Source organism: Prolixibacter sp. DSM 2831, from assembly GCF_056493735.1.
The window spans coordinates 3730450-3755943 of record NZ_CM151379.1 but is presented as its reverse complement, the minus strand read 5'-3'; the positions used below and the strand labels follow the sequence as shown (position 1 = coordinate 3755943).

26 protein-coding genes are annotated in these 25494 nt (G+C 44.6%); 15 read left to right on the top strand and 11 right to left on the bottom strand.

All coding sequences use genetic code 11. The annotated features are described in order from the left end of the window. Nucleotides 1-58: 58 nt before the first annotated feature. The gene (locus tag AC060N_RS15370; RefSeq protein WP_479524598.1) at nucleotides 59-979 is read left to right on the top strand and encodes an NAD(P)-dependent oxidoreductase; all 921 of its coding nucleotides are present in this window, start codon (nucleotides 59-61) and stop codon (nucleotides 977-979) included. A gap of 55 nt (nucleotides 980-1034) precedes the next feature. Beyond that, nucleotides 1035-2282, top strand: coding sequence for a DUF1015 domain-containing protein (locus AC060N_RS15365; protein ID WP_479524597.1), 1248 nt, complete (start codon nucleotides 1035-1037; stop codon nucleotides 2280-2282). Nucleotides 2283-2353: 71 nt separating this feature from the next. Here AC060N_RS15365 and AC060N_RS15360 read toward each other — a convergent pair whose 3' ends face one another. After that, nucleotides 2354-3025, bottom strand: coding sequence for a porin family protein (locus AC060N_RS15360; protein WP_479524596.1), 672 nt, complete (start codon nucleotides 3023-3025; stop codon nucleotides 2354-2356). Between the two features lie 169 nt (nucleotides 3026-3194). On the opposite strand from AC060N_RS15360, the gene AC060N_RS15355 reads away from it, so the two are divergent. Both AC060N_RS15355 and AC060N_RS15350 read left to right on the top strand, forming a co-directional pair. Continuing rightward, nucleotides 3195-3872 (top strand): YggS family pyridoxal phosphate-dependent enzyme, encoded by a 678-nt coding sequence (locus AC060N_RS15355; protein WP_479524595.1) that lies wholly within the window; start codon nucleotides 3195-3197, stop codon nucleotides 3870-3872. Nucleotides 3873-3910: 38 nt separating this feature from the next. Further along, complete coding sequence (locus tag AC060N_RS15350) at nucleotides 3911-4906, top strand: dihydroorotate dehydrogenase-like protein (RefSeq protein WP_479524594.1); 996 nt, start codon at nucleotides 3911-3913, stop codon at nucleotides 4904-4906. Between the two features lie 72 nt (nucleotides 4907-4978). Here the strand turns inward: AC060N_RS15350 and AC060N_RS15345 are convergent, their stop codons facing one another. Further along, nucleotides 4979-5596: a HEAT repeat domain-containing protein gene (locus AC060N_RS15345; protein WP_479524593.1), complete on the bottom strand. Its 618-nt coding sequence runs from the start codon at nucleotides 5594-5596 to the stop codon at nucleotides 4979-4981. Between the two features lie 89 nt (nucleotides 5597-5685). Here AC060N_RS15345 and AC060N_RS15340 point away from each other — a divergent pair, with 89 nt between their 5' ends. Further along, nucleotides 5686-7083: an MATE family efflux transporter gene (locus AC060N_RS15340; protein WP_479524592.1), complete on the top strand. Its 1398-nt coding sequence runs from the start codon at nucleotides 5686-5688 to the stop codon at nucleotides 7081-7083. Between the two features lie 16 nt (nucleotides 7084-7099). On the opposite strand, the gene uvrA is transcribed toward AC060N_RS15340, so the two are convergent. Next, complete coding sequence (gene uvrA / locus AC060N_RS15335; RefSeq protein ID WP_479524591.1) at nucleotides 7100-9904, bottom strand: excinuclease ABC subunit UvrA; 2805 nt, start codon at nucleotides 9902-9904, stop codon at nucleotides 7100-7102. A gap of 161 nt (nucleotides 9905-10065) precedes the next feature. Between uvrA and AC060N_RS15330 the strand changes: the two genes are divergently transcribed. The 8 genes from AC060N_RS15330 to AC060N_RS15295 all read left to right on the top strand — a co-directional run bounded on the left by AC060N_RS15330 (nucleotide 10066) and on the right by AC060N_RS15295 (nucleotide 15826). Next, entirely contained in the window at nucleotides 10066-10659 is a 594-nt protein-coding gene (locus AC060N_RS15330; RefSeq protein WP_106541733.1) for an RNA polymerase sigma factor, read from the top strand. A 106-nt stretch (nucleotides 10660-10765) separates the two neighbouring features. Continuing rightward, complete coding sequence (locus AC060N_RS15325) at nucleotides 10766-11002, top strand: hypothetical protein (protein WP_479524590.1); 237 nt, start codon at nucleotides 10766-10768, stop codon at nucleotides 11000-11002. Between the two features lie 115 nt (nucleotides 11003-11117). After that, the gene (locus AC060N_RS15320; RefSeq protein ID WP_106541731.1) at nucleotides 11118-11963 is read left to right on the top strand and encodes an SPFH domain-containing protein; all 846 of its coding nucleotides are present in this window, start codon (nucleotides 11118-11120) and stop codon (nucleotides 11961-11963) included. A 9-nt stretch (nucleotides 11964-11972) separates the two neighbouring features. After that, nucleotides 11973-12176 (top strand): type II toxin-antitoxin system antitoxin, encoded by a 204-nt coding sequence (locus tag AC060N_RS15315; RefSeq protein WP_106541730.1) that lies wholly within the window; start codon nucleotides 11973-11975, stop codon nucleotides 12174-12176. Beyond that, on the top strand, nucleotides 12163-12372 hold the full coding sequence (locus AC060N_RS15310; RefSeq protein WP_463237456.1) for a zinc ribbon domain-containing protein: 210 nt from the start codon (nucleotides 12163-12165) through the stop codon (nucleotides 12370-12372). Before AC060N_RS15315 ends, AC060N_RS15310 begins: the two co-directional genes overlap by 14 nt. 187 nt (nucleotides 12373-12559) lie before the next feature. Further along, nucleotides 12560-14218: a diphosphate--fructose-6-phosphate 1-phosphotransferase gene (locus tag AC060N_RS15305; RefSeq protein WP_463237454.1), complete on the top strand. Its 1659-nt coding sequence runs from the start codon at nucleotides 12560-12562 to the stop codon at nucleotides 14216-14218. 341 nt (nucleotides 14219-14559) lie between these two features. Then, entirely contained in the window at nucleotides 14560-15015 is a 456-nt protein-coding gene (locus tag AC060N_RS15300; protein WP_479524589.1) for a hypothetical protein, read from the top strand. 208 nt (nucleotides 15016-15223) lie between these two features. Next, nucleotides 15224-15826: an NAD(P)H-dependent oxidoreductase gene (locus AC060N_RS15295; RefSeq protein ID WP_479524588.1), complete on the top strand. Its 603-nt coding sequence runs from the start codon at nucleotides 15224-15226 to the stop codon at nucleotides 15824-15826. A 35-nt stretch (nucleotides 15827-15861) separates the two neighbouring features. On the opposite strand, the gene AC060N_RS15290 is transcribed toward AC060N_RS15295, so the two are convergent. From AC060N_RS15290 to AC060N_RS15280, 3 genes are read right to left on the bottom strand one after another with little or no spacing between them, the layout of a single operon-like run. Beyond that, complete coding sequence (locus tag AC060N_RS15290) at nucleotides 15862-16542, bottom strand: DUF4159 domain-containing protein (RefSeq protein WP_479524587.1); 681 nt, start codon at nucleotides 16540-16542, stop codon at nucleotides 15862-15864. A gap of 2 nt (nucleotides 16543-16544) precedes the next feature. Continuing rightward, entirely contained in the window at nucleotides 16545-17252 is a 708-nt protein-coding gene (locus AC060N_RS15285) for a 16S rRNA (uracil(1498)-N(3))-methyltransferase (RefSeq protein ID WP_479524586.1), read from the bottom strand. 31 nt (nucleotides 17253-17283) lie between these two features. Next, a complete protein-coding gene (locus tag AC060N_RS15280; protein WP_479524585.1) occupies nucleotides 17284-17781 on the bottom strand; it encodes a SixA phosphatase family protein in 498 nt (165 codons plus the stop codon). A 332-nt stretch (nucleotides 17782-18113) separates the two neighbouring features. Here AC060N_RS15280 and AC060N_RS15275 point away from each other — a divergent pair, with 332 nt between their 5' ends. After that, nucleotides 18114-18530 (top strand): hypothetical protein, encoded by a 417-nt coding sequence (locus tag AC060N_RS15275; protein ID WP_479524584.1) that lies wholly within the window; start codon nucleotides 18114-18116, stop codon nucleotides 18528-18530. 33 nt (nucleotides 18531-18563) lie between these two features. Next, entirely contained in the window at nucleotides 18564-19073 is a 510-nt protein-coding gene (locus AC060N_RS15270) for a metallophosphoesterase family protein (RefSeq protein ID WP_479524583.1), read from the top strand. On the opposite strand, the gene prmA is transcribed toward AC060N_RS15270, so the two are convergent. The 5 genes from prmA to AC060N_RS15245 all read right to left on the bottom strand — a co-directional run bounded on the left by prmA (nucleotide 19063) and on the right by AC060N_RS15245 (nucleotide 25391). After that, a complete protein-coding gene (gene prmA, locus AC060N_RS15265; protein WP_479524582.1) occupies nucleotides 19063-19899 on the bottom strand; it encodes a 50S ribosomal protein L11 methyltransferase in 837 nt (278 codons plus the stop codon). The genes AC060N_RS15270 and prmA overlap by 11 nt on opposite strands. Nucleotides 19900-19949: 50 nt before the next feature. Then, entirely contained in the window at nucleotides 19950-22667 is a 2718-nt protein-coding gene (locus AC060N_RS15260) for a DUF5686 and carboxypeptidase regulatory-like domain-containing protein (RefSeq protein ID WP_479524581.1), read from the bottom strand. Between the two features lie 166 nt (nucleotides 22668-22833). Next, on the bottom strand, nucleotides 22834-23592 hold the full coding sequence (gene tpiA / locus AC060N_RS15255) for a triose-phosphate isomerase (protein WP_479524580.1): 759 nt from the start codon (nucleotides 23590-23592) through the stop codon (nucleotides 22834-22836). Between the two features lie 99 nt (nucleotides 23593-23691). Further along, on the bottom strand, nucleotides 23692-24852 hold the full coding sequence (locus AC060N_RS15250) for a BT_3928 family protein (RefSeq protein ID WP_479524579.1): 1161 nt from the start codon (nucleotides 24850-24852) through the stop codon (nucleotides 23692-23694). Beyond that, nucleotides 24849-25391 (bottom strand): DUF1599 domain-containing protein, encoded by a 543-nt coding sequence (locus AC060N_RS15245; protein ID WP_479524578.1) that lies wholly within the window; start codon nucleotides 25389-25391, stop codon nucleotides 24849-24851. Before AC060N_RS15245 ends, AC060N_RS15250 begins: the two co-directional genes overlap by 4 nt. Nucleotides 25392-25494: the final 103 nt, after the last annotated feature.

Genomic DNA, 25494 nt, shown 5'->3' with positions numbered 1-25494 from the left:
TGATTACCTCCGCTGGTAGCCGTACCTTTTCGTGTGTTTACAAAAAACTGACTCAAACATGAAAAAAGTATTGGTAGCAACTGTTAAACCCTTTGCCAGTGAGGCGATTGATCAGATGAAGGCGATTGTTGAAGCAGCGGGGTTTGAATGGCAGTTGCTGGAAAAATATTCGGATAAAGCAGAACTTTTAGCGGCAGTGGCTGATGCGAACGCTTTAATCGTCAGGAGTGACAAGTGCGACGCAGAGGTGCTGAATGCAGCGTCCGAATTGGAGATTGTGGTTCGTGCCGGAGCCGGTTATGATAACATCGATATTGAAGCGGCAAGCCAAAAGGGAGTTGTTGTGATGAATACTCCCGGACAGAATTCAAATGCTGTAGCCGAACTGACATTTGGTCTGTTGCTGAACCTGGTCCGGAACGGTTTTAACGGAACAGCCGGCACCGAGCTTTTTGGAAAGACATTTGGTATCATGGGATACGGTAACATAGGGCTGCATTTGCACCGAATTGCCAAAGGTTTTGGCATGGATGTTACAGGTTGCAGCCCGACGCTGAGTCCGGAACAAGCTAAAGAACAAGGCATCCATTACGCTGATGGCCCGATAGATTTGTTCTCTTCGTCGCAAATCATTTCGCTGAATATTCCCAGCAATCACGAAACACGCGGAATTATTAATCATCATCTGATGATGATGATGCCGAAAGGAGCTCTTTTGGTCAACACGGCGCGGAAAGAGATCATCAAAGAAGATGATTTGGAGAAAGTACTGGAAGAGCGCGAAGACTTCTGTTATGCTGCCGATGTGGCCCCGGATAATCGGGAGGTATTGGAACAACGTTTCCCCGGAAGGGTGTTGTTCACCGCCAAAAAAATGGGAGCGCAAACTGCCGAAGCTAACATCAATGCCGGAACAGCTGCTGCATCGCAGATTGTAGGCTTTTTTCAAAAAGGAGATACAACTTTCAAGGTGAACTGACAGTTGTGTTGAAAGATATGAAGTGGAATAATTATTAGTTCGAATTATAAACGATATGGCTGTTTTAAAACCTTTTAAAGGACTGCGTCCGCCCCGGGAACTGGCTCAAAAAGTAGCTTCCCGCCCATACGATGTGTTGAACTCGGAAGAAGCCCGGAAAGAAGCCGAGGGAAATCCTCAGTCGCTGTTGCACATCATTAAACCTGAGATTGATTTTCCGGCAGGAACCGATGAACATACCGAGCCGGTTTACGATAAAGCTGTCGAGAATTTCCATCTTTTTAAAGAAAAAGGATGGCTGGTACAAGACGAAAAAGATAAGCTGTACATCTATGCCCAAACCATGAATGGCCGCACGCAATACGGAATTGTAGGTGCTGCTTCGGTTGACGACTACATGAATGGTGTTATCAAAAAACATGAGCTTACGCGGAAAGACAAAGAAGAAGACCGAATGAAACACGTGCGCAATACCAACGCCAACGTGGAACCGGTATTCTTTACCTTCCCGGCCATTCAGGAACTGGATGATATCGTAGCCAAAATTGTGAAGGAAAATGAGCCTGAGTACGATTTCGTGGCAGAAGACGGATTCGGACACCATTTCTGGGTGATTGATGATGAAGCAACCATCAACCGGATTGTGGAGTTGTTCGCTGAAATTCCGGCAACCTATGTCGCCGATGGTCACCACCGGACGGCAGCTGCAGCGCTGGTAGGAAACGAAAAACGGCAGAATAATCCGAATCATACCGGCAACGAAGAGTATAACTTTTTTCTGGCAGTTCATTTTCCCGACAATCAACTTCAGATTATTGACTACAACCGCGTAGTGAAAGATTTGAATGGCTTGACAGAAGCAGAATTGCTGGCCAAGCTGGAAGAGGATTTCGAGGTGTCGGAAATGGGAACTGACATTTTCAAACCGGAAAATCTGCATACCTTCAGCATGTATTTGAATGGCAAATGGTACAAACTGGTAGCCCGTTCCGGACGTTATGACGACAACGATCCGATTGGTGTGCTGGATGTAACCATTCTGTCCGATTTGGTTCTTGACAAAATTTTGGGAATTAAAGATCTGCGTACCGATAAACGTATCGATTTTGTTGGTGGAATTCGCGGATTAGGTGAGTTGAAACGCCGTGTCGATTCGGGTGAAATGAAAGTGGCTTTTGCCCTTTATCCGGTTTCCATGCAGCAGTTGATTGATATTGCTGATACCGGAAATATCATGCCTCCCAAAACAACCTGGTTCGAACCGAAACTGCGTTCAGGCCTGGTAATTCACGAACTGGATTAAAAATCAAACAAGGATATAAAAAGAAAGGTGACCATTTAGGCCACCTTTTTTGTGTTATGTAATTCAATTTCTTATTCCTTCTTTTTCTTGTGTTTGTTCAACCGGAAGAGGTAAGCCATGGTTACTTCAATGGTTTGCAATTGAGATGCATCGTAGGTCGATTTTTTCGGATCGAACAAACTCGGCAAGCTGTAATACAAACGACTGTCCAACATCAAACCGTTGCCGTTTTTAAACCGCCATTCGAATCCAAGTCCACCGACAAACTGAAAGTCGAAGCCGGTATCGACGGGCTTTCCGTAGTAATCGTTCGGAGTGTAAGTGGCATCAGCAGGCGGATTGAATGTCTCTTTGTCAGTGTACAAATAGGAAACCGATGGGCCGAGGTTGATAAAAAAACGGAAGCCTTTGTTGCCAATATTCACATGGGTCATCATGGGCAACACAAAATAATCAAGCTGTCGCTCGTAATCGACACCGGCATCGGTATGTTCTTTCCAACCACGCTGCGAATAGTTCAGCTCCACCTGAAGCCCGACATGAGGCTCCGAAATATCACGAAAAACAATACCACCGGAATAACCTTCCAGCATTACCTGTTTCACGGTAGGGTAAAACCGTACTCGTGAAAAGGTGGTACCGCCCTTCACACCGAGGTAAACTTCATTCGGGTAATTATTGGGTTGAGCCTGAAGTTGAATAACAAAAAACACACTCAAAATCAGGAGAATCAGCTTTTTCATAAATTGCCTGCGGCTTTTAATTATGCCCGATTTGGGTGTGGTAAAGTTAAAAAAAATTGTACACGTCAATTATCGTTAAGCCGGACGGGCAAAGTAGCCGGCTGTTTTAGAAAAGATATCCCCGAAGGGACGATTATTTTTTCTTACTTTGAAGGAAAAATTTGTTTGCATGAGTATTGCTGAGCAGCTGACTGAAATTCGAAAATCGTTACCGGAAAATGTTAAACTGGTGGCTGTTTCCAAAACGAAACCGAACGAAGACATAATGGAAGCGTACCAGACGGGACACCGGATGTTTGGAGAGAACAAAGTACAGGAACTCGTAGCGAAATACGAATCACTTCCCAAAGATATTGAGTGGCACATGATAGGGCATCTGCAGCGAAACAAAGTTAAATACATTGCACCTTTCGTTTCGCTCATCCATGGTATCGACAGCTTCCGGTTGTTGAAAGCCATCGATAAAGAAGGACGGAAACAGGAGCGTGTCCTTCGTGTCCTTCTTCAGTTTCATATTGCCGAAGAGGAAACCAAGTTTGGTTTGGACCTGGAAGAAGCCGAAGATATGTTAAGTTCACAGGAGTTTAAAAATCTACAATTTGTGAGGATAGACGGTGTGATGGGAATGGCTACTTTTACCGATGATATAGATCAGGTTCGCAGGGAATTTAAGAGCCTTTCGACTATCTTTGGGCATCTGAAAAAAACGTATTTTAATGAGGCGCCGAATTTCAGTGAAATTTCAATGGGAATGTCGGGCGATTACAAGCTAGCCGTTGAGGAGGGCAGTACCATGGTGCGCATTGGAAGCAATATTTTCGGTGAACGAAATTATCAGAATAACTGAATCTTAAACCAAAAAATCGATTTATAAAAATTTTCCGAATGGCAAATCTTACAACAACCTATTTAGGGCTAAACCTGAAGAATCCTCTGGTAGCCGGAAGTTCGGGACTCACCAACTCCGTTGAGAAAATTGTGGAAATGGAGAAAAATGGTGTGGGAGCTGTGGTCCTGAAGTCTTTGTTCGAAGAGCAAATCAACAATGAGGTAAATGTCTTGCTGAGCAAGGATTTACAGAATACGGCTTATCCCGAGGCGGAGGATTATATCCGTACTTATTTGCATGACAATACACTGCATCACTATATCGAGCTGGTGAAAGCCGCGAAAGAGGCAACTTCCATTCCGATTATCGCCAGTATCAACTGCGTATCGGGGAATGAGTGGATGGGATTTGCCCGCGAGATTGAAAAGGCTGGTGCCGATGCTTTGGAAGTGAACGCATTTATCGTACCGACCGATCGTAAGGTAAAATCGGAGGAGATTGAAGAGCGTTATCTCGAAATCCTGACCGAAGTGAAAAAAGTGGTCAACATTCCGGTAGCGATGAAAATCGGTCCGCAATTCTCCAACCTGGTGAGCATGGTCGATAGGTTGTATGCACACGGTGCTGCCGGCGTGGTGATGTTTAACCGTTTTTACGAACCGGATATCAACCTCGATAAACTCGCGATTTCAGCAGCGGAGGTATTCAGTTCGCCAGCAGATATTCGTCAGTCGCTCCGTTGGGTGGGAATTATTTCCGGTACCCTGAAGCGAATCGACATTGCTGCCTCTACCGGTATTCATGACGGCGAAGGTTTGGTGAAACAATTGCTGGCTGGTGCTACCGTTGGACAAGTTTGTTCGGCGATGTACGTAAATGGCATTCCGGTAGTGAAAGAGATGGTGGATTATCTCGAGAAATTCATGAAAAAGTGGAATTTCAAGAGCCTGGATGAATTCCGTGGCCGGTTGAGTTATTCCAATCTGCCTAACCCGGTGCTTTACGAACGGGCTCAGTTCATGAAATATTTCTCCAATAATGTGAATGAATAATTGTTATTCGACATAAAACAAAAGAAGCTGTCCAATTCGGGCAGCTTCTTTTTATTTGAGCGTATTGCTTTCTTAGAATTGTTGTTCGGTCTGTTCCCGGATCTCCGGAATAATCTTTTCCAAATCCTCCAGTAACGACATCTTTTCGGCGGGCGCTGTTTCCATCGCTGCTTTTATTTTCTCCACCTGTTCGGCTTTGTAGGCGTCATCAATTTTACCGCTCATATTCTCAATAACGGTAAACGCTTCGAATGCCACCATAAATTCCGACTCGATGACCAGATCGACGAACAGCGAGAGATACTGGCTAAAATCGAGGCCGTTCTCCCAGCACACCGATACCAGTTCTTTCAGTTCGGATGCATACTTTTTGTCCTGGATGGCGTCAACAATGCGTGGAATGGCATCGCTGTATTTCAGTTCGCCCAGTAACCGGATGATTTTCTGCCTGATTTCCGGATTATCGGTTGAATGAAGCAACTCAATCAGCACCGGAATGTAACTGCTGTTTCCGGTTTCCCTCAGCTCCTTAATGGTTTTAATAACGAGCAGCGAGTCTTCTGATTGAAGATTGTTCAGTACCTTCTTTTTTTGCGGATCTTTTCCCATGGTTAACATCTCTTCTTCGTCGACAAAGATATAACTTTTACAAAAGTGGAAATAGGTGTTGGGTTGAAAGAGAATTTTCAATAACAGAATTTACAGGATATAATCCCTAAATTTGCGCTTTCAAAATAGAAGCATTTTAAGGTAATCAAACTAAACCAGCATAAAACCCAATGCCCGAAAAAGCAACCAGAGACCTTGAGCAACAAAAGATTGGCCGTTTGATGTGGCAATATTTCGTGCCGGCTTTCATCGGTGTGATGATGAATGCTTTGTACAATATTGTCGATCGGATTTTTATTGGTCGGGGAGTAGGAGCTTTGGCGCTGTCCGGGCTTTCAGTCATTTTCCCGATTATGATTCTGATAGCAGCATTTGGTATGCTGATTGGCGTAGGAGCAGGCGTCCGAATTTCCATCAATCTTGGTAAAAAAGATTATCGTCAGGCGGAAAAGGTGCTGGGCAATGGCCTTTCGCTGATGGTAATTGTCTCGGTGCTGGTTTCAGTTCTTGGTTTCATCGTAAAGAATCCGTTGTTACATCTGTTCGGGGCAACCGGCGAAACCATCGGCTACGCGAACGATTACCTGAATATTATCCTGCTGGGAACTATCTTTCAGGTTGTCGGATTTTCGCTGAATAATATCATTCGGTCAGAAGGCAATGCAAAAATTGCTATGTATTCCATGCTCTTGAGTGCCGGAACGAATCTGGTGCTGGACCCAGTTTTTATTTTCGGTTTGAAGATGGGGGTTCAAGGAGCGGCTATTGGCACGGTGATTTCGCAGATTCTACTGACATTGTGGGTGCTTCACCATTTCACTGGTTCGAAATCGATTGTTAAACTCCATCTTCCCAACTTGAAACTGGAGCCGGTTATTATTTTCCGGATTTTGTCTATTGGAATGGCGCCATTTGCAATGCAGTTGGCAGCTAGTCTGGTACAGGCAACTTTCAATACACAGCTGATTCGGTTCGGTTCGGATGTCGCTGTCGGGGCGATGGGTATCATCAATTCGGTGGTCATCATGATTATCATGTCGATGATTGCCATTAATATGGCTATGCAACCCATCGTTGGGTTTAACTACGGAGCTAAACAGTTCCACCGCGTGAAAGAAGCCTGGTTTCTGGCGATGAAATCGGCCACTTGGGTAGCGGTGATATCCTTTATTTTTGTTCAGGTTTTTCCGGGCGAAATCATCCGGTTATTCAATAACGAAAACAAGGAGCTTTTTCAAATCGGGGTAAAAGGACTTCGTATCTTTACTTTAATGCTTCCGGTGGTCGGTTATCAGGTGATTGTTTCCAGTTATTTTCAGAGCATTGGGAAAGCCGGAATCGCCATGTTTCTGACCCTTTTGCGGCAGGTCATTGTGCTTACACCGTTACTTTTCATCTTACCCAAGTTTTTCGATTTGACCGGTGTTTGGATGGCTGGTCCCGTTTCCGATTTTGTTTCAGCTTGCATAGTGCTTTTCGTTACCTTGCGGGAAGTGAAGCTATTGAACAAACACCAGGAAGAGGAAGCGGAGGAAAAGAAAAAACCGGTCAGTGAATTTGCACAATGACCGGTTGAGTTTATCGTTACTTCAAATGAAGTTTCGGTTTCAGGTACTCGCCGGTATACGACTCTTTACACGTGACCAGTTTTTCAGGTGTTCCCTCGAAAACAATGTTGCCACCCTTGTCGCCGCCTTCCGGTCCCAAATCGATAATCCAGTCCGCCGACTTGATGACATCCAGATTGTGTTCGATCACAATAATGCTGTGTCCTCTTGATATCAGTGCATTAAATGCATCGAGTAACTTGCGGATATCATGGAAATGAAGTCCGGTTGTCGGCTCATCAAATACAAAAAGGGTAGGCGTATCTTTTTCTTTTGCCAGGAAAGACGCCAACTTAATACGCTGGCTTTCACCTCCCGATAAGGTGCTTGACGATTGTCCCAGTTTCAGATAGCCAAGTCCCACATCCTGGAGTGGGCGCAGTTTTTTCACGATACGTTTCTCTGCAGTTTTAGCCTTTTCACTGAAAAAGTCGATCGCCTGGTTAACGGTCATCTCCAGAATGTCATAGATACTCTTGTCACGGTAGTGAACTTCCAGGATATCTTGCTTGAAACGCTTTCCTCCACAACTTTCGCAGGTCAGCGAGATGTCGGCCATGAACTGCATTTCCACCTTGATGACACCTTCACCCTGGCATTCCTCGCAACGTCCGCCATCGATGTTAAAAGAAAAATGCGACGCTTTAAATCCGTTGATTTTTGACGCCTGTTGGTCAGCAAACAATTTCCGGATTTCGTCGTAGGCTTTCAAATACGTAACCGGATTTGAGCGTGACGACTTCCCGATAGGATTTTGGTCGACAAACTCAATTCCCGTTAGCAAGTGCATGTCGCCGTCAACTTTTTGGTGTGCCCCGGTTCGTTCGCCGTAACCCCCGTAATATTTCACGAGGGCCGGGAAAAGAATATTTTTCACCAGCGATGATTTTCCGGATCCACTAACGCCGGTTACCACTGTCATGGTATTCAATGGAAATTTCACATCAATGCCTTTCAGGTTATTTTCGCGGGCGCCGGTTATTTCGATGAAATTATTCCAGGAGCGTCGTTTGGCCGGAATCGTAATTTCTTCTTCCCCTGTGAGATATTTTGCTGTGAGGCTGGTTCCTTCTTGGGCCAGTTTTTTGTGGTTTCCCTGGAAAACAATTTCACCTCCGTGCATTCCGGCCAACGGACCGATATCGACGATCTCGTCGGCGGCACGAATGATTTCTTCATCGTGTTCGACCACAATCACCGTATTACCCAGTTCCTCGAGTTTTTTGAGGACATTGATGAGGCGGGTTGTGTCGCGCGAATGCAGACCGATGGACGGCTCATCCAGAATGTACATCGAGCCAACCAGACTGCTACCCAGTGAAGTAGCTAAGTTAATTCGTTGTGATTCTCCACCCGAAAGGGTAGAGGACAAGCGGTTTAAAGTAAGGTAACCAAGGCCAACATCGCAGAGAAAAGAAAGGCGGTTGTTGATCTCGGTAAGCAACCGGCCCGCGATATTTTGTTCGTGTTTTTTCAGCTTGATACCCGAAAAATATTTTTGCAGTTCGGTAGCCGGCATTACCACCAATTCCTGGATGGATTTTCCGGCGACTTTTACGTAAGACGCTTCTTTCTTCAAGCGGGTTCCGCGGCAATCGGGGCAGATTGTTTTTCCGCGGTAGCGCGACAACATGACCCTGTACTGTATTTTGTATGACTTTTCTTCGAGGTATTTAAAGAACCGGTTTAAGCCATGAAAATGGCGGTTGCCGGTCCAAAGCAGATGTCGCTGTTCTTCGGTTAACTCGTAATAAGGTTTGTGAATGGGGAAATCAAATTTCTCAGCATTAAAGAGCAGTTGTTCTTTCCATTCACTCATTTTCTCGCCTTTCCAGCAGGCAATGGCATCGTTGTATATGGACAGCGACTTGTTCGGAATCACCAAATCCTCATCGATACCGATGATTTTACCGTATCCTTCGCACGTGGGGCACGCACCGATGGGATTATTGAAACTGAACATGTGCATCGACGGCTCTTCAAATTCAATTCCATCCGCCTCGAACCGATTCGAGAAATGCTCGGTAACGGTTTTCTCATCGACCAGCACTTTGATGACACATTCGCCCTTGCCTTCGTAAAAAGCAGTTTGCACCGAATCCGCGGCCCGGCTTTGTGTGTCTTCGTCTCGGGAAACCGCAATCCGGTCAATCACAATATGAATATCATTTTTTGTCTTTAGTTTTTTCGGATCATTCAGGAGGTCATCAATCCGGGTAATTTCGCCGTCAATTTCCAGACGTGTGAATCCTTGTTGCCGGAGCAAATCAGCTTCGGTTTCCAGCGATCTGTCTTTTTTAACGTGGAGCGGCGACAATATCAGCACGCGGGTTTTTTCCGGGTACGATAAAATAAAATCGACCACATCGGTGACCTGATGCCTTGAAACTTCTTTCCCGGAAACGGGTGAAATGGTTTTTCCCACACGGGCAAAGAGCAGTTTCAGGTAATCGTATATCTCGGTAGACGTACCAACTGTTGAACGCGGATTTCGCGTATTTACTTTTTGCTCGATGGCAATGGCCGGTGGTATTCCTTTGATGTAATCAACCTCGGGTTTATCGATACGTCCCAGGAATTGCCGTGCGTAACTGGAGAGGCTCTCAACATACCTTCGCTGACCTTCCGCGTACAGCGTGTCGAATGCCAGCGACGATTTCCCGGAACCGGAAAGTCCGGTGATGACAATGAACCGACCGCGGGGAATTTTTAAATCTATGTTCTTTAAATTGTGGACGCGAGCGCCTTTTATTTCGATGTATTCAGTAGGTTCTGAGATCATTGGAATGAAAAAAAGTGAAAAAAAAATCGTCTAATGTTAATATTTGTAAAAAATAATTTATATTTGACGTCTGCAAAGTTAATAATTAGTCATTAACCAATTTAAAAAAGGAGACACGCCTATCGAAATATTTCTACCCTGAGAACCAACCCTATATTGTTATGGTAGAAATAAAGCAATTGGACGACCATGCGCTCGTTCAGAAATTTGTAGATGGCGAACACGAATGTCTCGAAATCCTGATTACACGTCACAAGAACCGGATTTACACGTACATTTTTATGATCGTGAAGAATCATGCGGTTGCTGAAGACATCTTCCAGGACACTTTCATCAAAGTTATTCAATCGCTAAAAAAAGGACGGTATACCGAAAACGGTAAATTCGTATCCTGGGCTATCCGTATTGCTCACAATTTGATTATCGATTACTTCAGGAAAGAGAAGCACCTGAGTACGGTATCAAATGACGAGTCAGAAGTGGATATTTTCAATAGCCCGAAATTCTCCGACATGAACATCGAGGATGACCTGGTAAGCGAACAAATTTTTCGCGAAGTTCGTCACTTAATTGATGAATTGCCTGACGATCAGCGGCAGGTTGTCATCATGCGTCACTATCTTGGATTCAGCTTCCGGGAAATTGCGGAGCACAGTGGAGTGTCAATAAATACAGCACTCGGAAGGATGCGCTACGCTTTGATTAACCTAAGAAAACTGATTGAAGAACGACAGTTGAATTTGACACTTTCGTAATGATTAAAAAAAGAAGAAAAAAATTCAAAGGGGATGGCAATAAAATGTCATCCCCTTTCGTTTTAAAGACAAAGCAATCATAATATTAAACACTCATAATTTGCCTATGGACGAAATTTTTACTCTTTATTTTGATTTCCTTTTTGAAACAGATTTAGGTGAATCAAAGGAAAAAACGGAGGTTGAAGGGCATAAGGAAATGAAACAAGAAAATCTAAAAAGCGAAGAAGAATCTTGTAAGTACAGCCCTTCCCAGGAAACCGTCGACAATATTTTAAGCTTTGCTAAGCAATACACAGTTTTGAGTTCAGGTGATACACAGGTAGAACTGAACCTTAATTAAATCTCGCTTTAAACGATTTAAAAGTCCGCTTCGGTGGACTTTTTTTTGCCCTTTTCATATTTAAAGTGAAATAAAAGTGATATCTTTATGATATCATAAATCAAATCTTAAAATCATGGAAAAATCATTTAAGCCCATGTCGGGGTACCTTTATCTCTTCCTCGCCCTGGTTATACTAGCGTTGTCGGTTTTCTCTTTTACGAGACTGATGCTGGTTCCCGGAATTATTGGTATCGTGTTATTCATACTGATAATGCCCGGCTTCCTGATTGTTGCTCCTAACGAGAGCGCTGTTCTTGTACTTTTTGGTGCTTATAAAGGAACCGTTAAAGCGAATGGCTTTTGGTGGGCAAATCCGTTTTTTACAAAAGAGAAGATTTCGCTGAGGGCAAGAAATATTGATTCGGATCCGATAAAAGTGAATGATAAAATTGGAAATCCGGTGATGATTGGAGTTGTGGTGGTTTGGAAAGTTGAAAATACCTACAAAGCTGCTTTTGAAGTTGATAATTATGAACAGTTTGTTGATATTCAGAGCGAGGCCGCCATACGAAAACTGGCTGGTTATTATCCGTATGATAACTTCGAAGATGAGGATGCCGAAATCACACTGAGAGGAGGAGGCGAAGAAGTGAATGATTTGCTGGAGCAGGAGCTGATGGAACGCCTTTCCATAGCCGGAATTAAAATCCATGAAGCGCGGATTAATTACCTGGCTTATGCTTCCGAAATTGCCGGAGCCATGCTGCGTCGCCAGCAGGCAACAGCAATTGTGGCTGCGCGAACCAAGGTAGTTGAGGGCGCTGTGGGGATGGTGAAGCTGGCATTGGATGAGCTAAAAGAAAAAGACATTATTGAATTGGATGACGAACGAAAGGCGAGTATGGTGAGTAACCTGATGGTTGTGCTCTGTTCAGATGAAGCAGCACAGCCGGTACTGAATGCAGGCTCGTTGTATTAAAAAATTTGTATGGCTAAGAAAAAATCATTCGTGCTCAGGATTGATCCGGAGACTTACGATGCGTTGGAAAAATGGGCATCGGATGAATTTCGTAGCACCAACGCACAGATCGAATACCTTTTACATCACGAATTGAGAAAGGCAGGCAGAAGTCCTGCCAAAAAGAATAATCAAACATTAACCGATAATCAAAAGAATAATGAGCAGGAATAAATATGTATGCCCAAAATGTGGAAACCGTTACTACGATGTAGGTGAAATTCGGGTAGCCGGCGGTTTCTGGTCAAAAATATTTGATGTACAAGGCCGGAAGTTTACTTCGGTCACCTGTAGCAAATGTTCTTACACCGAATTTTATGGTGTTCCCAGCAGTAAATTAGGTAACGTTTTCGATTTCTTTACCAACTGATTTTTCGGATAAAAAATAGTGATTCTAAACAAGAGGTCTGGTTCAGGTCTCTTGTTTTGTTTGGTATGAAAACTAAACTTTAAATTTCCTATAATTCAGGCCCAGACTTTGGTGTACTAGCGATAATCCGTTAATTTTACGCTGCTTTTTTGGATAGTATTAACCTGTTACTAAATAATCAAGTAGGATGGCTATAAGTGCTTTACAATTTGAGCGATCAAAATACGCTCCCAAGTTACCCAAAGCTTTACAAGGACCAGTAAAAGTGGTCGAAGGAAAGAAAACCGAATCGGTTGCCGATCAGGAAGAGATTCAGAAACTCTTCCCGAATACTTACGGCATGCCGCTTATTACCTTTGAAGAAGGTGGTGACGCCGGTTCCCTTCCGGTGATGAATGTCGGAGTTATTCTTTCCGGTGGTCAGGCTCCCGGCGGGCACAATGTAATTTCTGGTCTTTATGACGGTTTGAAAAAACTGAATCCTGAAAACAAATTATATGGTTTTCTGGGTGGTCCCGGCGGATTGGTTGACCACAAATACATGGAACTGACCGACGAAATTATTGACGAGTATCGTAACACAGGAGGTTTCGATATCATTGGTTCCGGTCGTACCAAACTCGAAGAAGAGTCTCAGTTCGATAAAGGTGTTGAGATTTGCAAGCAGTTGAACATTAACGCGCTGGTTGTAATTGGAGGCGATGACTCCAACACCAACGCCTGTGTATTGGCTGAATATTACTTGCAGAAGGAAACCGGAATCCAGGTGATTGGTTGTCCGAAGACCATTGATGGTGACCTGAAAAATGAGATGATTGAGACCTCGTTTGGTTTCGATACAGCTGTTAAAGTATATTCCGAGCTTATCGGTAACATCATGCGCGATGCCAATTCAGCAAAAAAATACTGGCACTTTATCAAATTGATGGGACGTTCTGCTTCACACATCGCATTGGAGTGTGCGTTGCAGACACAGCCGAATATTGCCCTGGTTTCGGAAGAAGTGGCAGAAAAAGAGCAGACCCTGGCCGAAATCGTTGATTACATTGCCAAAGTGATTGCCCGTCGCGCTGAAGACGATCACAATTTCGGTGTTGTCCTGGTTCCGGAAGGATTGATTGAGTTCATTCCGGAAATGAAAACCCTGATTACCGAACTGAATGATTTGCTCGCCGAAGGACAACAATCAGCCAACGATTTCAAAGCGCTGGCTACCGACGCAGAGAAACGCGAGTACGTTATTGGCAAATTGAGTGAAGCTTCATCGAAAGTGTTTGCCTCACTTCCGGAAGGAATTGCCAAGCAGTTGACACTCGATCGTGACCCGCACGGAAACGTACAGGTTTCGAAAATTGAGACGGAAAAGCTGTTGATTGAGATGGTAGATGTTCGTCTGGCAGAAATGAAGAAAGAAGGTTTCTACAAAGGCAGTTTCTCTGCTCAGAACCACTTCTTCGGTTACGAAGGCCGTTGCGCAGCACCGTCGAATTTTGACGCTGATTATTGCTACTCACTCGGTTCAACCGCATCCGTTCTGATTGGAAACGGTAAGACAGGCTACATGTCTTCCGTACGAAATACAACGAAACCGGCTGATGAGTGGATTGCCGGTGGTGTTCCGATTACCATGATGATGAACATGGAGCGTCGTCACGGACACATGAAGCCAGTGATTCAGAAAGCGCTGGTTGAACTGGATGCTGCCCCATTCCTGAAATTGGCGGAAAACCGCGAAAAATGGGCTGTTGAAACCAGCTATGTGTATCCGGGTCCCATCCAGTATTTTGGTCCTACCGAAGTTTGTGATGCTACAACCAAAACACTGGAGCTCGAGCAAAGTAAATAATCGAAAACAGAATATTCTGCAGAGGCTGTCCCAAATCCGGACAGCCTCTTTTTTTTGCTTGATTAATATTAATAGTCTGATAAACTTGGAATTATAGCGTGTTTTTAGGTGGCGTTATTTCAGAATTTTTGTCCTTCAAGGTTTCTTTCTTTAATAGTGTGCGAAATCGAACATGCCTTGTTCTTTACCGTTCAATTTTTTGACTCTCCAATATTTCAAAATTCGACGTTGTGTATGTGTATGGTCTTGATGTTTAGTAGATTATGGTTTTTGGCACATTTCCTGTATTAAGCTGGTCAAACGGACAAAAAATAAAAGATTAAAAAATAGGAGATAGCGTCATGAAAGCACAAGTAAACAACACAGTAAAAAAGGTCATCGTAACCTTCATGATAGTTCTGACAGTAAGTGTAATGAACATTGCCAACGCTCAGGGAACCTCAGGTTTTGTAGCCATGCTTTCACCGGTAAATGGAATAAACAGCACTAACGTTGAAAAGATGGCGGTCTTGGTAAACGAAGAGCTAAACGATAGCGAACTGAAAGTAGAAGACTGGATGAGCAGCGATAACTACTGGAGAGTAAATGAACAGGACGGACAACTGCAAGTAGAAGATTGGATGAGCAGTGAAAATTACTGGGGCGTTAAGGAACAAGCCGATTTTTCCGACAGCCCGCTGACAGTAGAGAAGTGGATGTCATCCGATATCTTCTGGACCGGTGGGCACCGAGAAAAAGACGATACCCTGGCAATCGAAAACTGGATGTCCTCGAACGAATACTGGGGAGTTAAATAACGAGAATTTCCAACGCAAATAGTTCATAATTAGGTTTAGTTGCATTATGCACAGTTTTTTCAGAGTGAAGGCTGCACCGTGAGGTTGCAGCCTTTCTTGTTTGTTAACTCAAATTTACCTTTCGCGGTCCAGCTTGGATGCGTGCAGGGCATTCGTTACTTTTGACAGTTAATTAGAATAAATAAAAATAGAATCGATAGTTCACGTAATGAATCATTTAATTATATATGCCCACCCCAATCCAAATTCGCTGAGCCATGCTTACCTGGAAGTGATGAAGGAACAGACCAGGGCGAACCACCACGATGTCATTGTCAGAGATTTATACCAAATGCACTTCAAGCCGGTTGATTATGCTGCCGATTTTGAAAAATCGCGCAAAGGCGAGTACCCGGAAGAGATTTTAACGGAACAGGAATATTTGCGAAAAGCTGACTTGATTAGCTTGATTTATCCGGTTTGGTGGGGGAGCATGCCGGCCATTATGAAGGGGTATTTCGATCGCGTATTTACCCGTGGTTTTGCATTCGATTATCATCCTGAAAAAGGGTTGTTAAAATTACTGGAAGGCAAAAAAGCGCTGGTTGTAAATAATATGGGAGACTCGCGTAAACATGCCGATGCCAGTGGCATGACTGATTCCATTATGAATTTTATTCGTTCCGGCGTGTTCGGGTTTTGCGGGATTGAAACAGTGGAGCATTTGCTTTTTGGAAATGCAACAACCCGTGACAAGACGGTGAGGATTGGTTACATCGAAGAAGTCAGGAAAACCATATCGAAGCATCTGCCGGTCGAGGCAACGTTTTAAAAATCATCGCCAGACCAACCGTCTGGCTTTTTTATTTACGGATGGTCGAATACGTAGGAAATAATATTGGCGCCCATTTGCAACGCTTTTTCCCGAAGTGACCACGGATCGTGATGAACAGCCGGATTTTCCCAACCATCTCCTAAATCACATTCGTAGGTGTAAAAGAAAACCAGTCTTCCTTTATAGAAGATGCCAAATCCCTGCGGCGGTTTCCCATCGTGCTCATGAATTTTGGGTAATCCATTTGGGAAATCGTATTTCTGATGGTAAATAGGATGTGAAAACGGCAGCTCGACCAGTTCGCTTTCCGGAAAAACTTTCTTTATTTCTCTGCGGATATATTTATCCATTCCGTAATTGTCATCTGCATGTAGAAAGCCTCCCGACTCCAGGTATTTTCGCAGATTCTTTACCTCGGCATCCGTAAAAAAAACGTTCCCATGTCCGGTCATATCCAAAAACGGGTAATTGAAAATCTCCGGGCTACCTACGTCAACAGTTGCAGGCTCCGGATCGATATTGGTGCCAATGTTTTTATTGCAGTATTGAATGAGATCCCCCAGCGAGGTTGGATTGGCATACCAGTCGCCGCCACCACCATACTTCAGCAAGGCAATCTTCACCGAGGTTTTCGATTGCGCATTGGCAGAAACGGCCAAAGTGATAAACACCATGAGGCCCCAAAAGCTTCTGTATATTCTTCGCCAATTCATTGTTATTTCAACTCGTTAATGAGGTTAACGGTATGGCAGGCCACTACACCTGCTGTTTCGGTCCGCAGTCTCGATTCTCCCAATGAAACCGGCTGAAAACCGTTCTCGAGCGCTAACTCAATTTCTTCGGGGGAAAAATCGCCTTCCGGACCAATCAGGATTAATGCATTTTTCCCTTTCGGAAGGATATGGCTGAACAGTTTTCGTTCGGTCGGCTCACAGTGGGCAATGTACTTCTCTCCATCAAATTCCTGTGAAATAAAATCCTTGAAGCTGGTCATTTCATTCAAAACCGGCCGGTAAGCTTTCAGCGATTGTTTCATGGCCGAAGTGATAATGTTCTCAAGCCTTGCCGGCTTAATGCTTTTCCTTTCGGAATAGCGGCACAAAAGCGGTGTGATTTCATCAATTCCAATCTCTGTCGATTTTTCCAGGAACCACTCAAAACGGTCGATACTTTTGGTTGGGCCGATGGCGATGTGTAACCGAAATTCGCGTTTGCCCACTTCGTGCTGTGCATCGGTCACTTCCACCTGGCAAGCTTTGGGATGCGCATGACTGATAACTGCTTCATAGAAACTTCCCTTACCATCTACCAACTGGATTTTGTCGCCCTCTTTCAGACGAAGAACCCGGACACAATGCTTCGACTCGGTTTCATCCAATGTATATTGATTCCCCTTGATATCGGGGGTATAGAAAAGATGCATAATCACGCGGAATTGTTATTCTGCGACAAACTTAACGAAACATTTTTGGATATTTATAGAAAGCCTGTTCTCCGCTGCGGGGTTCAATATCGGCCCACGATTGTACCTCAAAGCGAATGGCAACAGCACCGGCGGTAGGAAGAATGCGGCCAAAATATTCGAGCATCCGGTCGGCTAAAATGGTTTGCGTCGGGTTATGTCCGAAAACCAAAACACAATTGGATTCTTCCGGTACTTTCGCCAGCATCTCCAAAAATTCGGTCGTGGTTAATCCATCATACAGATCTTCTTCCTCCCGGATAGCTTCCTCGGGATATCCCAATCCGGAGGCAAAGAAAGTGGCCGTTTGTTTAGCTCTGTTGGCCGGGCTCGATATAAAATGAAGCGGCTGCGGGAGCATCGGCTTGATTTCTTCAGCGATTCTGGTGGCATCCACTTCGCCCCGGGTAGTTAAATCGCGTCGATAATCGGGTTTTGGCTCATCGGTATGTTCGGCTTTTCCGTGACGGACAAGAACAACTAATTTCATGAGATATCATTTTAAATGAGAAGCATAATATTCCGTTCTGCGGGATATTTCTCTGATGTTTTCATCAATAATAAGGGAAAACCGGGAGGAATTCAAGCAGTTTGAAAGCTGGTTTTCATTTTTTTGCAGAAAAAGGGTCGATGAGATAACTTCATTTTCAACCTCGTTAAGTTTCTCATATATAGATGATGAGATGAATATTTATTTCGAAGGGAACAACAATAACCAACAGTCTGGGCAGTAATAGATAACCACCAGATAATTTGGCTGATGGAATTTTGCGGAAATTTCAATAATAAGTTAAATTAGTGAAAACCAAAGCTTGCAGCTAATTGATACGTTTACTAATCCTTTTTATCGGTATCTGTGTTGCTTTCGCCTCCCCTTCAGATGCAACCACGCAGGCATCGCCGGGCGAAACAGCAAAGGGTGTGGCTCTGAAAGCTTCGGGAAACTTAGACAACCGGATCATGTACCGGATTCAGATTTGTGCCCTGCGAAAACCGGTAAAGGATGCACGTATCTTAACGCGGAGAACCCAAGTGCCTGGTCCCTTTTATATCAGCCGTAGCGATGGATTTAACCGCTATGCTGTTGGCCGGTTTTTTAGCTTCGAAGATGCCATGCGCTACCGTGCCTATCTCATCGATAAAGGAGTCGATAAATTCATCTTCGTGGTCGCAATCTATCAGGGAGAACAACTTACCGCCGGCCCCGATATAACGCCTTCTTCATTTTCAAAGCCGTAAATCTCGCACTATCTTTACACGCAAATTTTTCTCATGAAACGAATCGGTCTGCTATCGGATACGCACGGATATATGGATGATGCCATCCTGAACTATTTCTCGGAATGCGACGAAATTTGGCACGCCGGTGACATCGGTAACCTGGAAGTGGTTGATAGGTTAGCTGCCCTAAAGCCATTGCGGGCGGTCTACGGAAATATCGACGGCAATCAAATCAGGCAGGAATATCCGTTGCACCAACGGTTTATGTGCGAAGAAGTGGATGTCTGGATGACGCACATCGGCGGTTATCCCGGAAGGTACGAACGATACGTGACACCAGAAATCTACCACCATCCACCGAAACTATTCATCTCCGGTCATTCCCATATATTGAAAGTGATAAATGATCCCAAACTAGGTTTGTTGCACATCAATCCCGGAGCAGCAGGAGTGCAGGGCTTTCACCAGGTCCGGACCCTGGTGCGCTTTTCCATCGAAGGTTCCCGCATTTTCGATTTGGAAGTAGTGGAAATGGGGCGTCGCGGAAATTTTAGCGAATAAATCGGGCAGCCACCCAGTTGTTCCGTTCCTCGTATCCGGCAGGTTTTAGCCCTACTTCTTCCGCTTTCGCGGAAATGGCCGGCAAGTCTTCCCGATAGAATCCGCTCATGATGATTTCAGCATCTTTGCACATTACAGAGGCATATACCGGTAAATCCTGAAGCAGAATATTCCGCTGAATGTTCGCGTAAATCACATCGAATTTGAGTTTTCCCAACAGGCTCGCATCGCCCTGCGCCACATCGATATTCGTGATGTTGTTGATCTCGGCATTCTCGAGCGTGTTGTTGTAAGACCACTCATCGATATCGATGGCTTTCACCATATCAGCGCCTCGCATGGAGGCCAAAATGCCCAGAATGCCGGTTCCGCATCCCATATCGAGTACTTGTTTGCCTTGTAAATCCTGTTGCAGAATAGCCGAAATCATGAGGTAAGTGGTTTCATGATTACCGGTACCAAATGCCATGCGCGGGTCAATCACAATTTCATATTCAGCCCTCGGTGTATCTTTATGGAATGGAGCTCTGATCAGACAACGGTTTTCTACCAGCAAGGGTTGGAAATAGTTTTTCTCCCAAACCTCATTCCAGTTTTGGTCGGGGATAATTTCGGTTTGAAACTGCACTTTAAACAATGGATTGTTGACCAGACTCTCATCTTGCAGCAACTCTTCACGGTAGGCTGAGGAAGGGATGAATGCTTCAACGGCATCTTCTGTTTCGCTGAAACTTTCGAAGCCCAGTTCGCCCAATTGAGCCATTAATATTTCACGGTTGGTTTCGGAATCCGGTTCCGGAAAACAACTGACTTTGGTGTATTCCATTGCGATAAAATTTAGCTGTCAAAGATGCGAATTTCGTTGGAATAACGGTATTAATAAATGCGAATCACCAGGTTCATGCCGATGCGGCTGTAATGCCAGTCGTCGAATCCGGCAAACACGCCTATATTTCCGTTGAATAATACTTCAATTAACGAGTAACCAACTTCGGTATACTGAGGGTGATTAGGCATCTTGTAATAGCCTGCCCATACCAGTTCGCGCCAAAGTGTATTACTGATTCCCGGTAGGTATTTCAATAAGATATAGGGTGCTTTGTACGAAACGTGTGCTTCGACAAATCGATCATCTGTCCTCAGTTCGTAATAGCCCGGAGTAAAGAATCCGTGCCTGAATTCCTTGAACAGTACCGGCGAGGGCTGGCTGTTGGTTTGCGAGAAATCGGCGAAATGGATGTGCTCGTTATTTGGGAACCAACCTCCTCGTATTTCATACGTGAAGCTGGTCGCCGAATTTAGGTGGATGCCTTGCGTAAGTCCTGCCTCCAGGTAATCGAAATCGGCCGTGCTGTTGAACAACCCTTTGATGCCCTTATTGTACTGAAACCAGAATGTTGGGAAATCGGAATGGGCCATCTCTTTCACTCCATCTTTAACCCGGTAATAATAGCGTGGCGTGTACTCTACTTTCAGTTTCAGTACCGTGTTGATTTGGCTATTCAGATTTGCATCGGTTACCACGTGATTGTGCGGAAGATTGTTCATGTAATCAACATCCGTTCTGAAAAAGGAATAATTAGTGGAGTTCTCCAACCGGCGCCGGTCATTCCAGCTAAATCCGGTGTAAAAGACCAAGCCATTGGCCAAATCTATCCGGTTACGAAAATTGACAAAACGGTTTTCGTAATAGCGGGCATAGTTTTCTTTGGCAAAAAGCGAAGCTACCGCGTTGATAAACGGATCGACTGCATAAAGACTGTTGAAATCTTTGGTTTTCCGGCCAAAATCGAGATTGGCAATGGCGCGGTGCATAGGGGCATAGGTCAGGGCCGTTTTTCCACCCCATAAAACAGCCTTTCGGTTGATGGCCCACGTTCCCCACGGAGTAAACCAAAATGCATGACCGGGGCGGCCGGTTTTATTAAATGTAATTTCCTGGTGAATTTTCCATCCGTCGACTGCATTAAAACCAACCGATTTCAAATTGAGGATTCCCGGATAGGAGACGTGAAAGCTGGTATCGCGGTTCGTCCATCGCTTGCCAGTGAAAAGCGGGCCGAGATATCCCGAAAGTAACTTGTTCCCTTTTTTTGATGACCCAAATAGTTTTTTCCGGGGAGAATTTTCCAGTGAGTCACGTTTCTCAAAACTCTCTTTTTCGTTTTCGGTCAACGGAATCGGCCTGATTTCGTTCCAGTACGACGAATCTTTATCGGCGGCTCCTGAAACGATTACCTTTTGATTTTTATCTTTTAGCTCGAGCGATTGTTCTTCATCGTCATTGGCAATTTTCGCTTCCCGCGACATCAGCCGCGAGAGTTTGTTCATGTCGCGGTTGGTGATATTCTCCTTGTTCAGTATCTCCGCCATTTTTGCCACACGCTTTCCGTCTTTCACTTCGTGCCCCAACGGCTCATTCTTCGTTTCTTCGACCGAATCTTCTTTGTCCGTTTCGGGTCTGGCTTCAGTTTTGTTTTCGGCTTCGGCTTTAGCTTTTTCAGCGAACTGCGGCATCGTATTTATCGGGTTGACAGCAATGAGCCGCGGATTCAAGACAACGTCGCGGTATTTTACCGAACCGCCGAAATGAACACTGCCTTTTACACCCAAAACGCCGCCTTCGAAAGCATAATTGTGACCTACCGGCATCCATACTCCCGGTTTCACTTCGTCGAAAACCTGACGGACATTCACTTCGCCGAAAGGCGTATCGAAATTCAAATCGGCGCTGTGCAGGCACCACAAGCCATCGATGATGTAGATGTACCCGGAAAAAAGCTGTTTACTGCGCCTTCGCGGAATGACTTTAATTTTGTCGATGGTATAATCGCCTTCGTAACTAAAACCTTCGTAAACGTATTTGTAGTGGTTAAAGGCGTTGCGTCCCAATGGCGAAATCAGGATATCGATATTATCATCGTACAGACTGGCAGCAAAGAATTTCATGACCGGAAAATCAACAATATCCGGAAAAGTAGAATTGACCGACTTAATTACCTGTTTATAATGGTTAGGCGCATCAAAGGTGATGGTGCTGTATGTTTCGTCGACGAATGTGTCGCCCGACTTCACTTCCACTTTTTGTTTGCGCAGTTGATTACGGATAATCCGCGATACCTTTTGAAAATGGACAGTACCTCTCAGGTAAACATCGGCTTTGTACGATTCGACCTGATTTTTGTGGAAGTTGGATAGCCCGATAACATGTCGCATAATCGAATAGGCCGGATCTTCGCCATTTCCATAAACCCTGATTTCTCGGAGTTGATGAACCTGGTCGACCATCGTGATATCTTTTGTAACCGACTTCGTGCTGACCTTCACCCTGATATTTTGCGGTGCATATCCCAGGCTTCGGTATATAACGGTATAAGTTCCTTCGGGGACGTCGATGCCATATTTCCCGTCAACATTGCTGGTCGTTCCCTGCGCAAGTTCCTTGATAAAAACGGTCGCGTAGGGAATAGGCGCTCCTTTCTCGTCGGTAATTTTTCCTTTCAGTTGTTGTGAATTAGCTATATCTGGCAGAAAAAGAATAACCGAGAACAGAAGCAGACGAATGAATGTTGGTATGAAAACAGGTTTGCTCATAAGCTCATATATCTACTTAGATGCAATTTAATAGCTATTCGTTGAATAATAACAATTCTTTAGCCAAAATGCTCATAAAATAAAAAAGGCGACCGAAACATATGTTTCAATCACCTTTATATCCTGAAGAAAAATCAGTTACGATAATTATCGCAGCTGTTATTTCTTAATATGCATTGATAATTCCGAGGAATTCTTCAGCTTTCAGCGAAGCACCGCCAATCAAACCACCGTCGATGTCAGGCTGAGAGAAGAGTTCAGGAGCGTTGCTTGCTTTGCATGAACCACCGTAAAGGATGGAAATTTCTTCAGCAACATCTTTACCGAATTTGTCAGCAATCAGGCTGCGAATATAAGCCAGCATATCTTGTGCTTGCTCGGTTGAAGCCGTTTTTCCGGTACCGATAGCCCAGATAGGTTCGTAAGCGATAACCAGTTTTTTGAATTCGTCAACCGGAAGTTGGAAGACGGTTTCGTCCAGCTGTTTCTTCACGAAATCGTTCTGCGTTTCAGCTTCGCGGATTTCCAGCGGCTCACCGCAGCAATAAATCGGAGTCAAACCGTTTTCCAGTGTCAGCGCTACTTTTTTGTTGAGGATTTCGCTGGTTTCGTTGTAATATTCACGACGCTCAGAGTGTCCGAGAATCACGTAAGTTGCACCGGTTGATTTTACCATTTCGGCAGAAACTTCACCAGTGAAGGCACCTTTGGCTTCGGCTGCACAGTTTTGTGCAGAAACACCGACGCGGCTGGCATCAACATTTTCAACTACTTTGGTAAGATGAGTAAAGGGAGTTCCCAGTACGACTACTACGTCTTTATCGCCTTTGCTAACGACCAGTTCGTTAACGGCTTTGGCCAGTTCAACACCTTCTTGCAGGTTGGTATTACATTTCCAGTTTCCGGCTACAATCTTCTTTCTCATTGTGGTTTTATTTAAAATGATGAATGGTTGCTATTCAGTTTATTAAACTGACGACAAAGATAAAAACATCCCACCGAAGTTGAAAATACCTGAAACCGCTTAGTTCTTATTTAACTTTTTATTCATTTCCGGTAGAATATCTTCCCGAAAGGCACTAGAATCAGGGATGTCGTTGTAATGCCATTTGCCCAGAATGGTTCCTTTGTACGTCAGGATGAGTCCCGGGTTGGAACGGATCATGGTTTTGAGGGTAATTTCATCGGTCGAGAGAAACGGATAGGTAGCCCCGGTTTCCCCGATGAATGTTTGTTGTTCGCTTTCCAGCGAAGCGGTGAGGCAAATAAAGTTGTATCCTTTTGCCTCCGCCCATTTGGACAGTGCATTGATGCGTTCCTGATTTTTGGTCGACGATTTTTGCAGGTCGTATGCTACCAGCATAAAAGTGTAGTTGTCGTCTTTCAGAAAGTAATCGGTTACGTCGTCGCCCTGTGGCGTTTGGATAGAAAAATCGTGAATGGGCGGAACATATCCTCTTTTCACGAGAACCGGTTGGTCCATCGATTGAAATTCCCACGTAAGTGAATCGCGCCACGGAATATTTTTCTCCGAGAACTTTTTGACTTCACCGGTCTTTTTATTCTTGTAGTAGAAGTTGTTTTCGTAAACATCGTGCGGCGCATCGGGCGGGATTTCCATGGCTTTCGTAATATTTACGCCCACTTTGTACGGCCTGAAATCGATAATCGGCAAGTGATTGTACGACCAGGTGACCAAAACGATATAAGTAAGGATAAGCCCGGAGAAAATTACCCGGCCCGGTTTTCTTTTTACCGGGTGGTCAGCTTTCCGCCTTCCGGCGAAGAGAATAATCGCCAGGGTGATGAGGACAATATTTTTATAAAACGTTTGCCAGTTGGTTATCACGAGTGCGTCGCCGAAGCAGCCGCAATCGGTTACCGGGTTGGTTAACGCCAGATAAAGGGTCAGCGGCGTGAAAAAGCTCATGAAAATGAGTGCCAGCCAGGAGAAAAAGCGGAGAAATCTTCCGCTCAAAAGTCCAACCCCGATGGCAAATTCAGCAAATGAAAGAATAAAAGAAAGTGGCAGTGCAAGTGGAACCAGGAAATCGAGATGGAAAGCGTAGAAGTAATCGGTGATTTTATACGTCCCTCCCCACGGATCGATTCCTTTGACGAAGCCCGAAAAAATAAAAACCAGGCCCACCAGGATTCTGCTGATATTCCGGAGCCACTTCATCATTCTTCGCCAAATTCGAGTTTCACCATCGCAAAAATGGCGTAGTTAATAATGTCGAGGTAGTTGGCTTCAATGCCTTCCGATACCAGCGTTTTTCCCTGGTTGTCTTCAATCTGCTTGGTTCGTTTCAGTTTCATCAGGATGAGATCGGTAAACGAACTGATGCGCATCTGCCGCCAGGCTTCACCGTAATCGTGATTTTTGTCGAGCATCAGCGTTTTGGCTTTTTCCAGGTTTTCCAGAAACATCCGTTCTGTAATATCGGCCGGCAGCTCTTCTTCCGAGGGGCCGAGTTCGAGTTGGATAAGCGCCATGGAGCAGTAGTTGATGATGCCAATGAACTCGGCGCGTTCGTCTTCATTGATTTTGGAAACTCCTTTCTCCTCGATGCTTCGGATTCGCTGTGCTTTGATATAAATCTGGTCCGTCATCGAGCGGGGGCGCAGAATACGCCATGCGGTTCCATAATCGCGCATCTTCTTGACAAACAAATCGTGGCAAATGCTGATAATATGATCGAATTGCTGAGCCGTCTTCTCCATAGTTTCCTCTTGAAATGAACTATAAAAGTATAAAAATATGAAAATCGGCGTGCCAATTTATTTTTACTTTTGTAGAAAGGTGCTCCGAACCTGCTTTTGCATT

Excerpts from the sequence above, each read along its gene's own strand:
- AC060N_RS15370 (WP_479524598.1), top strand. The coding sequence starts at position 59 with ATGAAAAAAGTATTGGTAGCAACTGTTAAACCCTTTGCCAGTGAGGCG.
- AC060N_RS15365 (WP_479524597.1), top strand. The coding sequence starts at position 1,035 with ATGGCTGTTTTAAAACCTTTTAAAGGACTGCGTCCGCCCCGGGAACTG.
- AC060N_RS15360 (WP_479524596.1), bottom strand. The coding sequence starts at position 3,025 with ATGAAAAAGCTGATTCTCCTGATTTTGAGTGTGTTTTTTGTTATTCAA.
- AC060N_RS15355 (WP_479524595.1), top strand. The coding sequence starts at position 3,195 with ATGAGTATTGCTGAGCAGCTGACTGAAATTCGAAAATCGTTACCGGAA.
- AC060N_RS15350 (WP_479524594.1), top strand. The coding sequence starts at position 3,911 with ATGGCAAATCTTACAACAACCTATTTAGGGCTAAACCTGAAGAATCCT.
- AC060N_RS15340 (WP_479524592.1), top strand. The coding sequence starts at position 5,686 with ATGCCCGAAAAAGCAACCAGAGACCTTGAGCAACAAAAGATTGGCCGT.
- uvrA (WP_479524591.1), bottom strand. The coding sequence starts at position 9,904 with ATGATCTCAGAACCTACTGAATACATCGAAATAAAAGGCGCTCGCGTC.
- AC060N_RS15330 (WP_106541733.1), top strand. The coding sequence starts at position 10,066 with ATGGTAGAAATAAAGCAATTGGACGACCATGCGCTCGTTCAGAAATTT.
- AC060N_RS15325 (WP_479524590.1), top strand. The coding sequence starts at position 10,766 with ATGGACGAAATTTTTACTCTTTATTTTGATTTCCTTTTTGAAACAGAT.
- AC060N_RS15320 (WP_106541731.1), top strand. The coding sequence starts at position 11,118 with ATGGAAAAATCATTTAAGCCCATGTCGGGGTACCTTTATCTCTTCCTC.
- AC060N_RS15315 (WP_106541730.1), top strand. The coding sequence starts at position 11,973 with ATGGCTAAGAAAAAATCATTCGTGCTCAGGATTGATCCGGAGACTTAC.
- AC060N_RS15310 (WP_463237456.1), top strand. The coding sequence starts at position 12,163 with ATGAGCAGGAATAAATATGTATGCCCAAAATGTGGAAACCGTTACTAC.
- AC060N_RS15305 (WP_463237454.1), top strand. The coding sequence starts at position 12,560 with ATGGCTATAAGTGCTTTACAATTTGAGCGATCAAAATACGCTCCCAAG.
- AC060N_RS15300 (WP_479524589.1), top strand. The coding sequence starts at position 14,560 with ATGAAAGCACAAGTAAACAACACAGTAAAAAAGGTCATCGTAACCTTC.
- AC060N_RS15295 (WP_479524588.1), top strand. The coding sequence starts at position 15,224 with ATGAATCATTTAATTATATATGCCCACCCCAATCCAAATTCGCTGAGC.
- AC060N_RS15290 (WP_479524587.1), bottom strand. The coding sequence starts at position 16,542 with ATGAATTGGCGAAGAATATACAGAAGCTTTTGGGGCCTCATGGTGTTT.
- AC060N_RS15285 (WP_479524586.1), bottom strand. The coding sequence starts at position 17,252 with ATGCATCTTTTCTATACCCCCGATATCAAGGGGAATCAATATACATTG.
- AC060N_RS15280 (WP_479524585.1), bottom strand. The coding sequence starts at position 17,781 with ATGAAATTAGTTGTTCTTGTCCGTCACGGAAAAGCCGAACATACCGAT.
- AC060N_RS15270 (WP_479524583.1), top strand. The coding sequence starts at position 18,564 with ATGAAACGAATCGGTCTGCTATCGGATACGCACGGATATATGGATGAT.
- prmA (WP_479524582.1), bottom strand. The coding sequence starts at position 19,899 with ATGGAATACACCAAAGTCAGTTGTTTTCCGGAACCGGATTCCGAAACC.
- AC060N_RS15260 (WP_479524581.1), bottom strand. The coding sequence starts at position 22,667 with ATGAGCAAACCTGTTTTCATACCAACATTCATTCGTCTGCTTCTGTTC.
- tpiA (WP_479524580.1), bottom strand. The coding sequence starts at position 23,592 with ATGAGAAAGAAGATTGTAGCCGGAAACTGGAAATGTAATACCAACCTG.
- AC060N_RS15250 (WP_479524579.1), bottom strand. The coding sequence starts at position 24,852 with ATGATGAAGTGGCTCCGGAATATCAGCAGAATCCTGGTGGGCCTGGTT.
- AC060N_RS15245 (WP_479524578.1), bottom strand. The coding sequence starts at position 25,391 with ATGGAGAAGACGGCTCAGCAATTCGATCATATTATCAGCATTTGCCAC.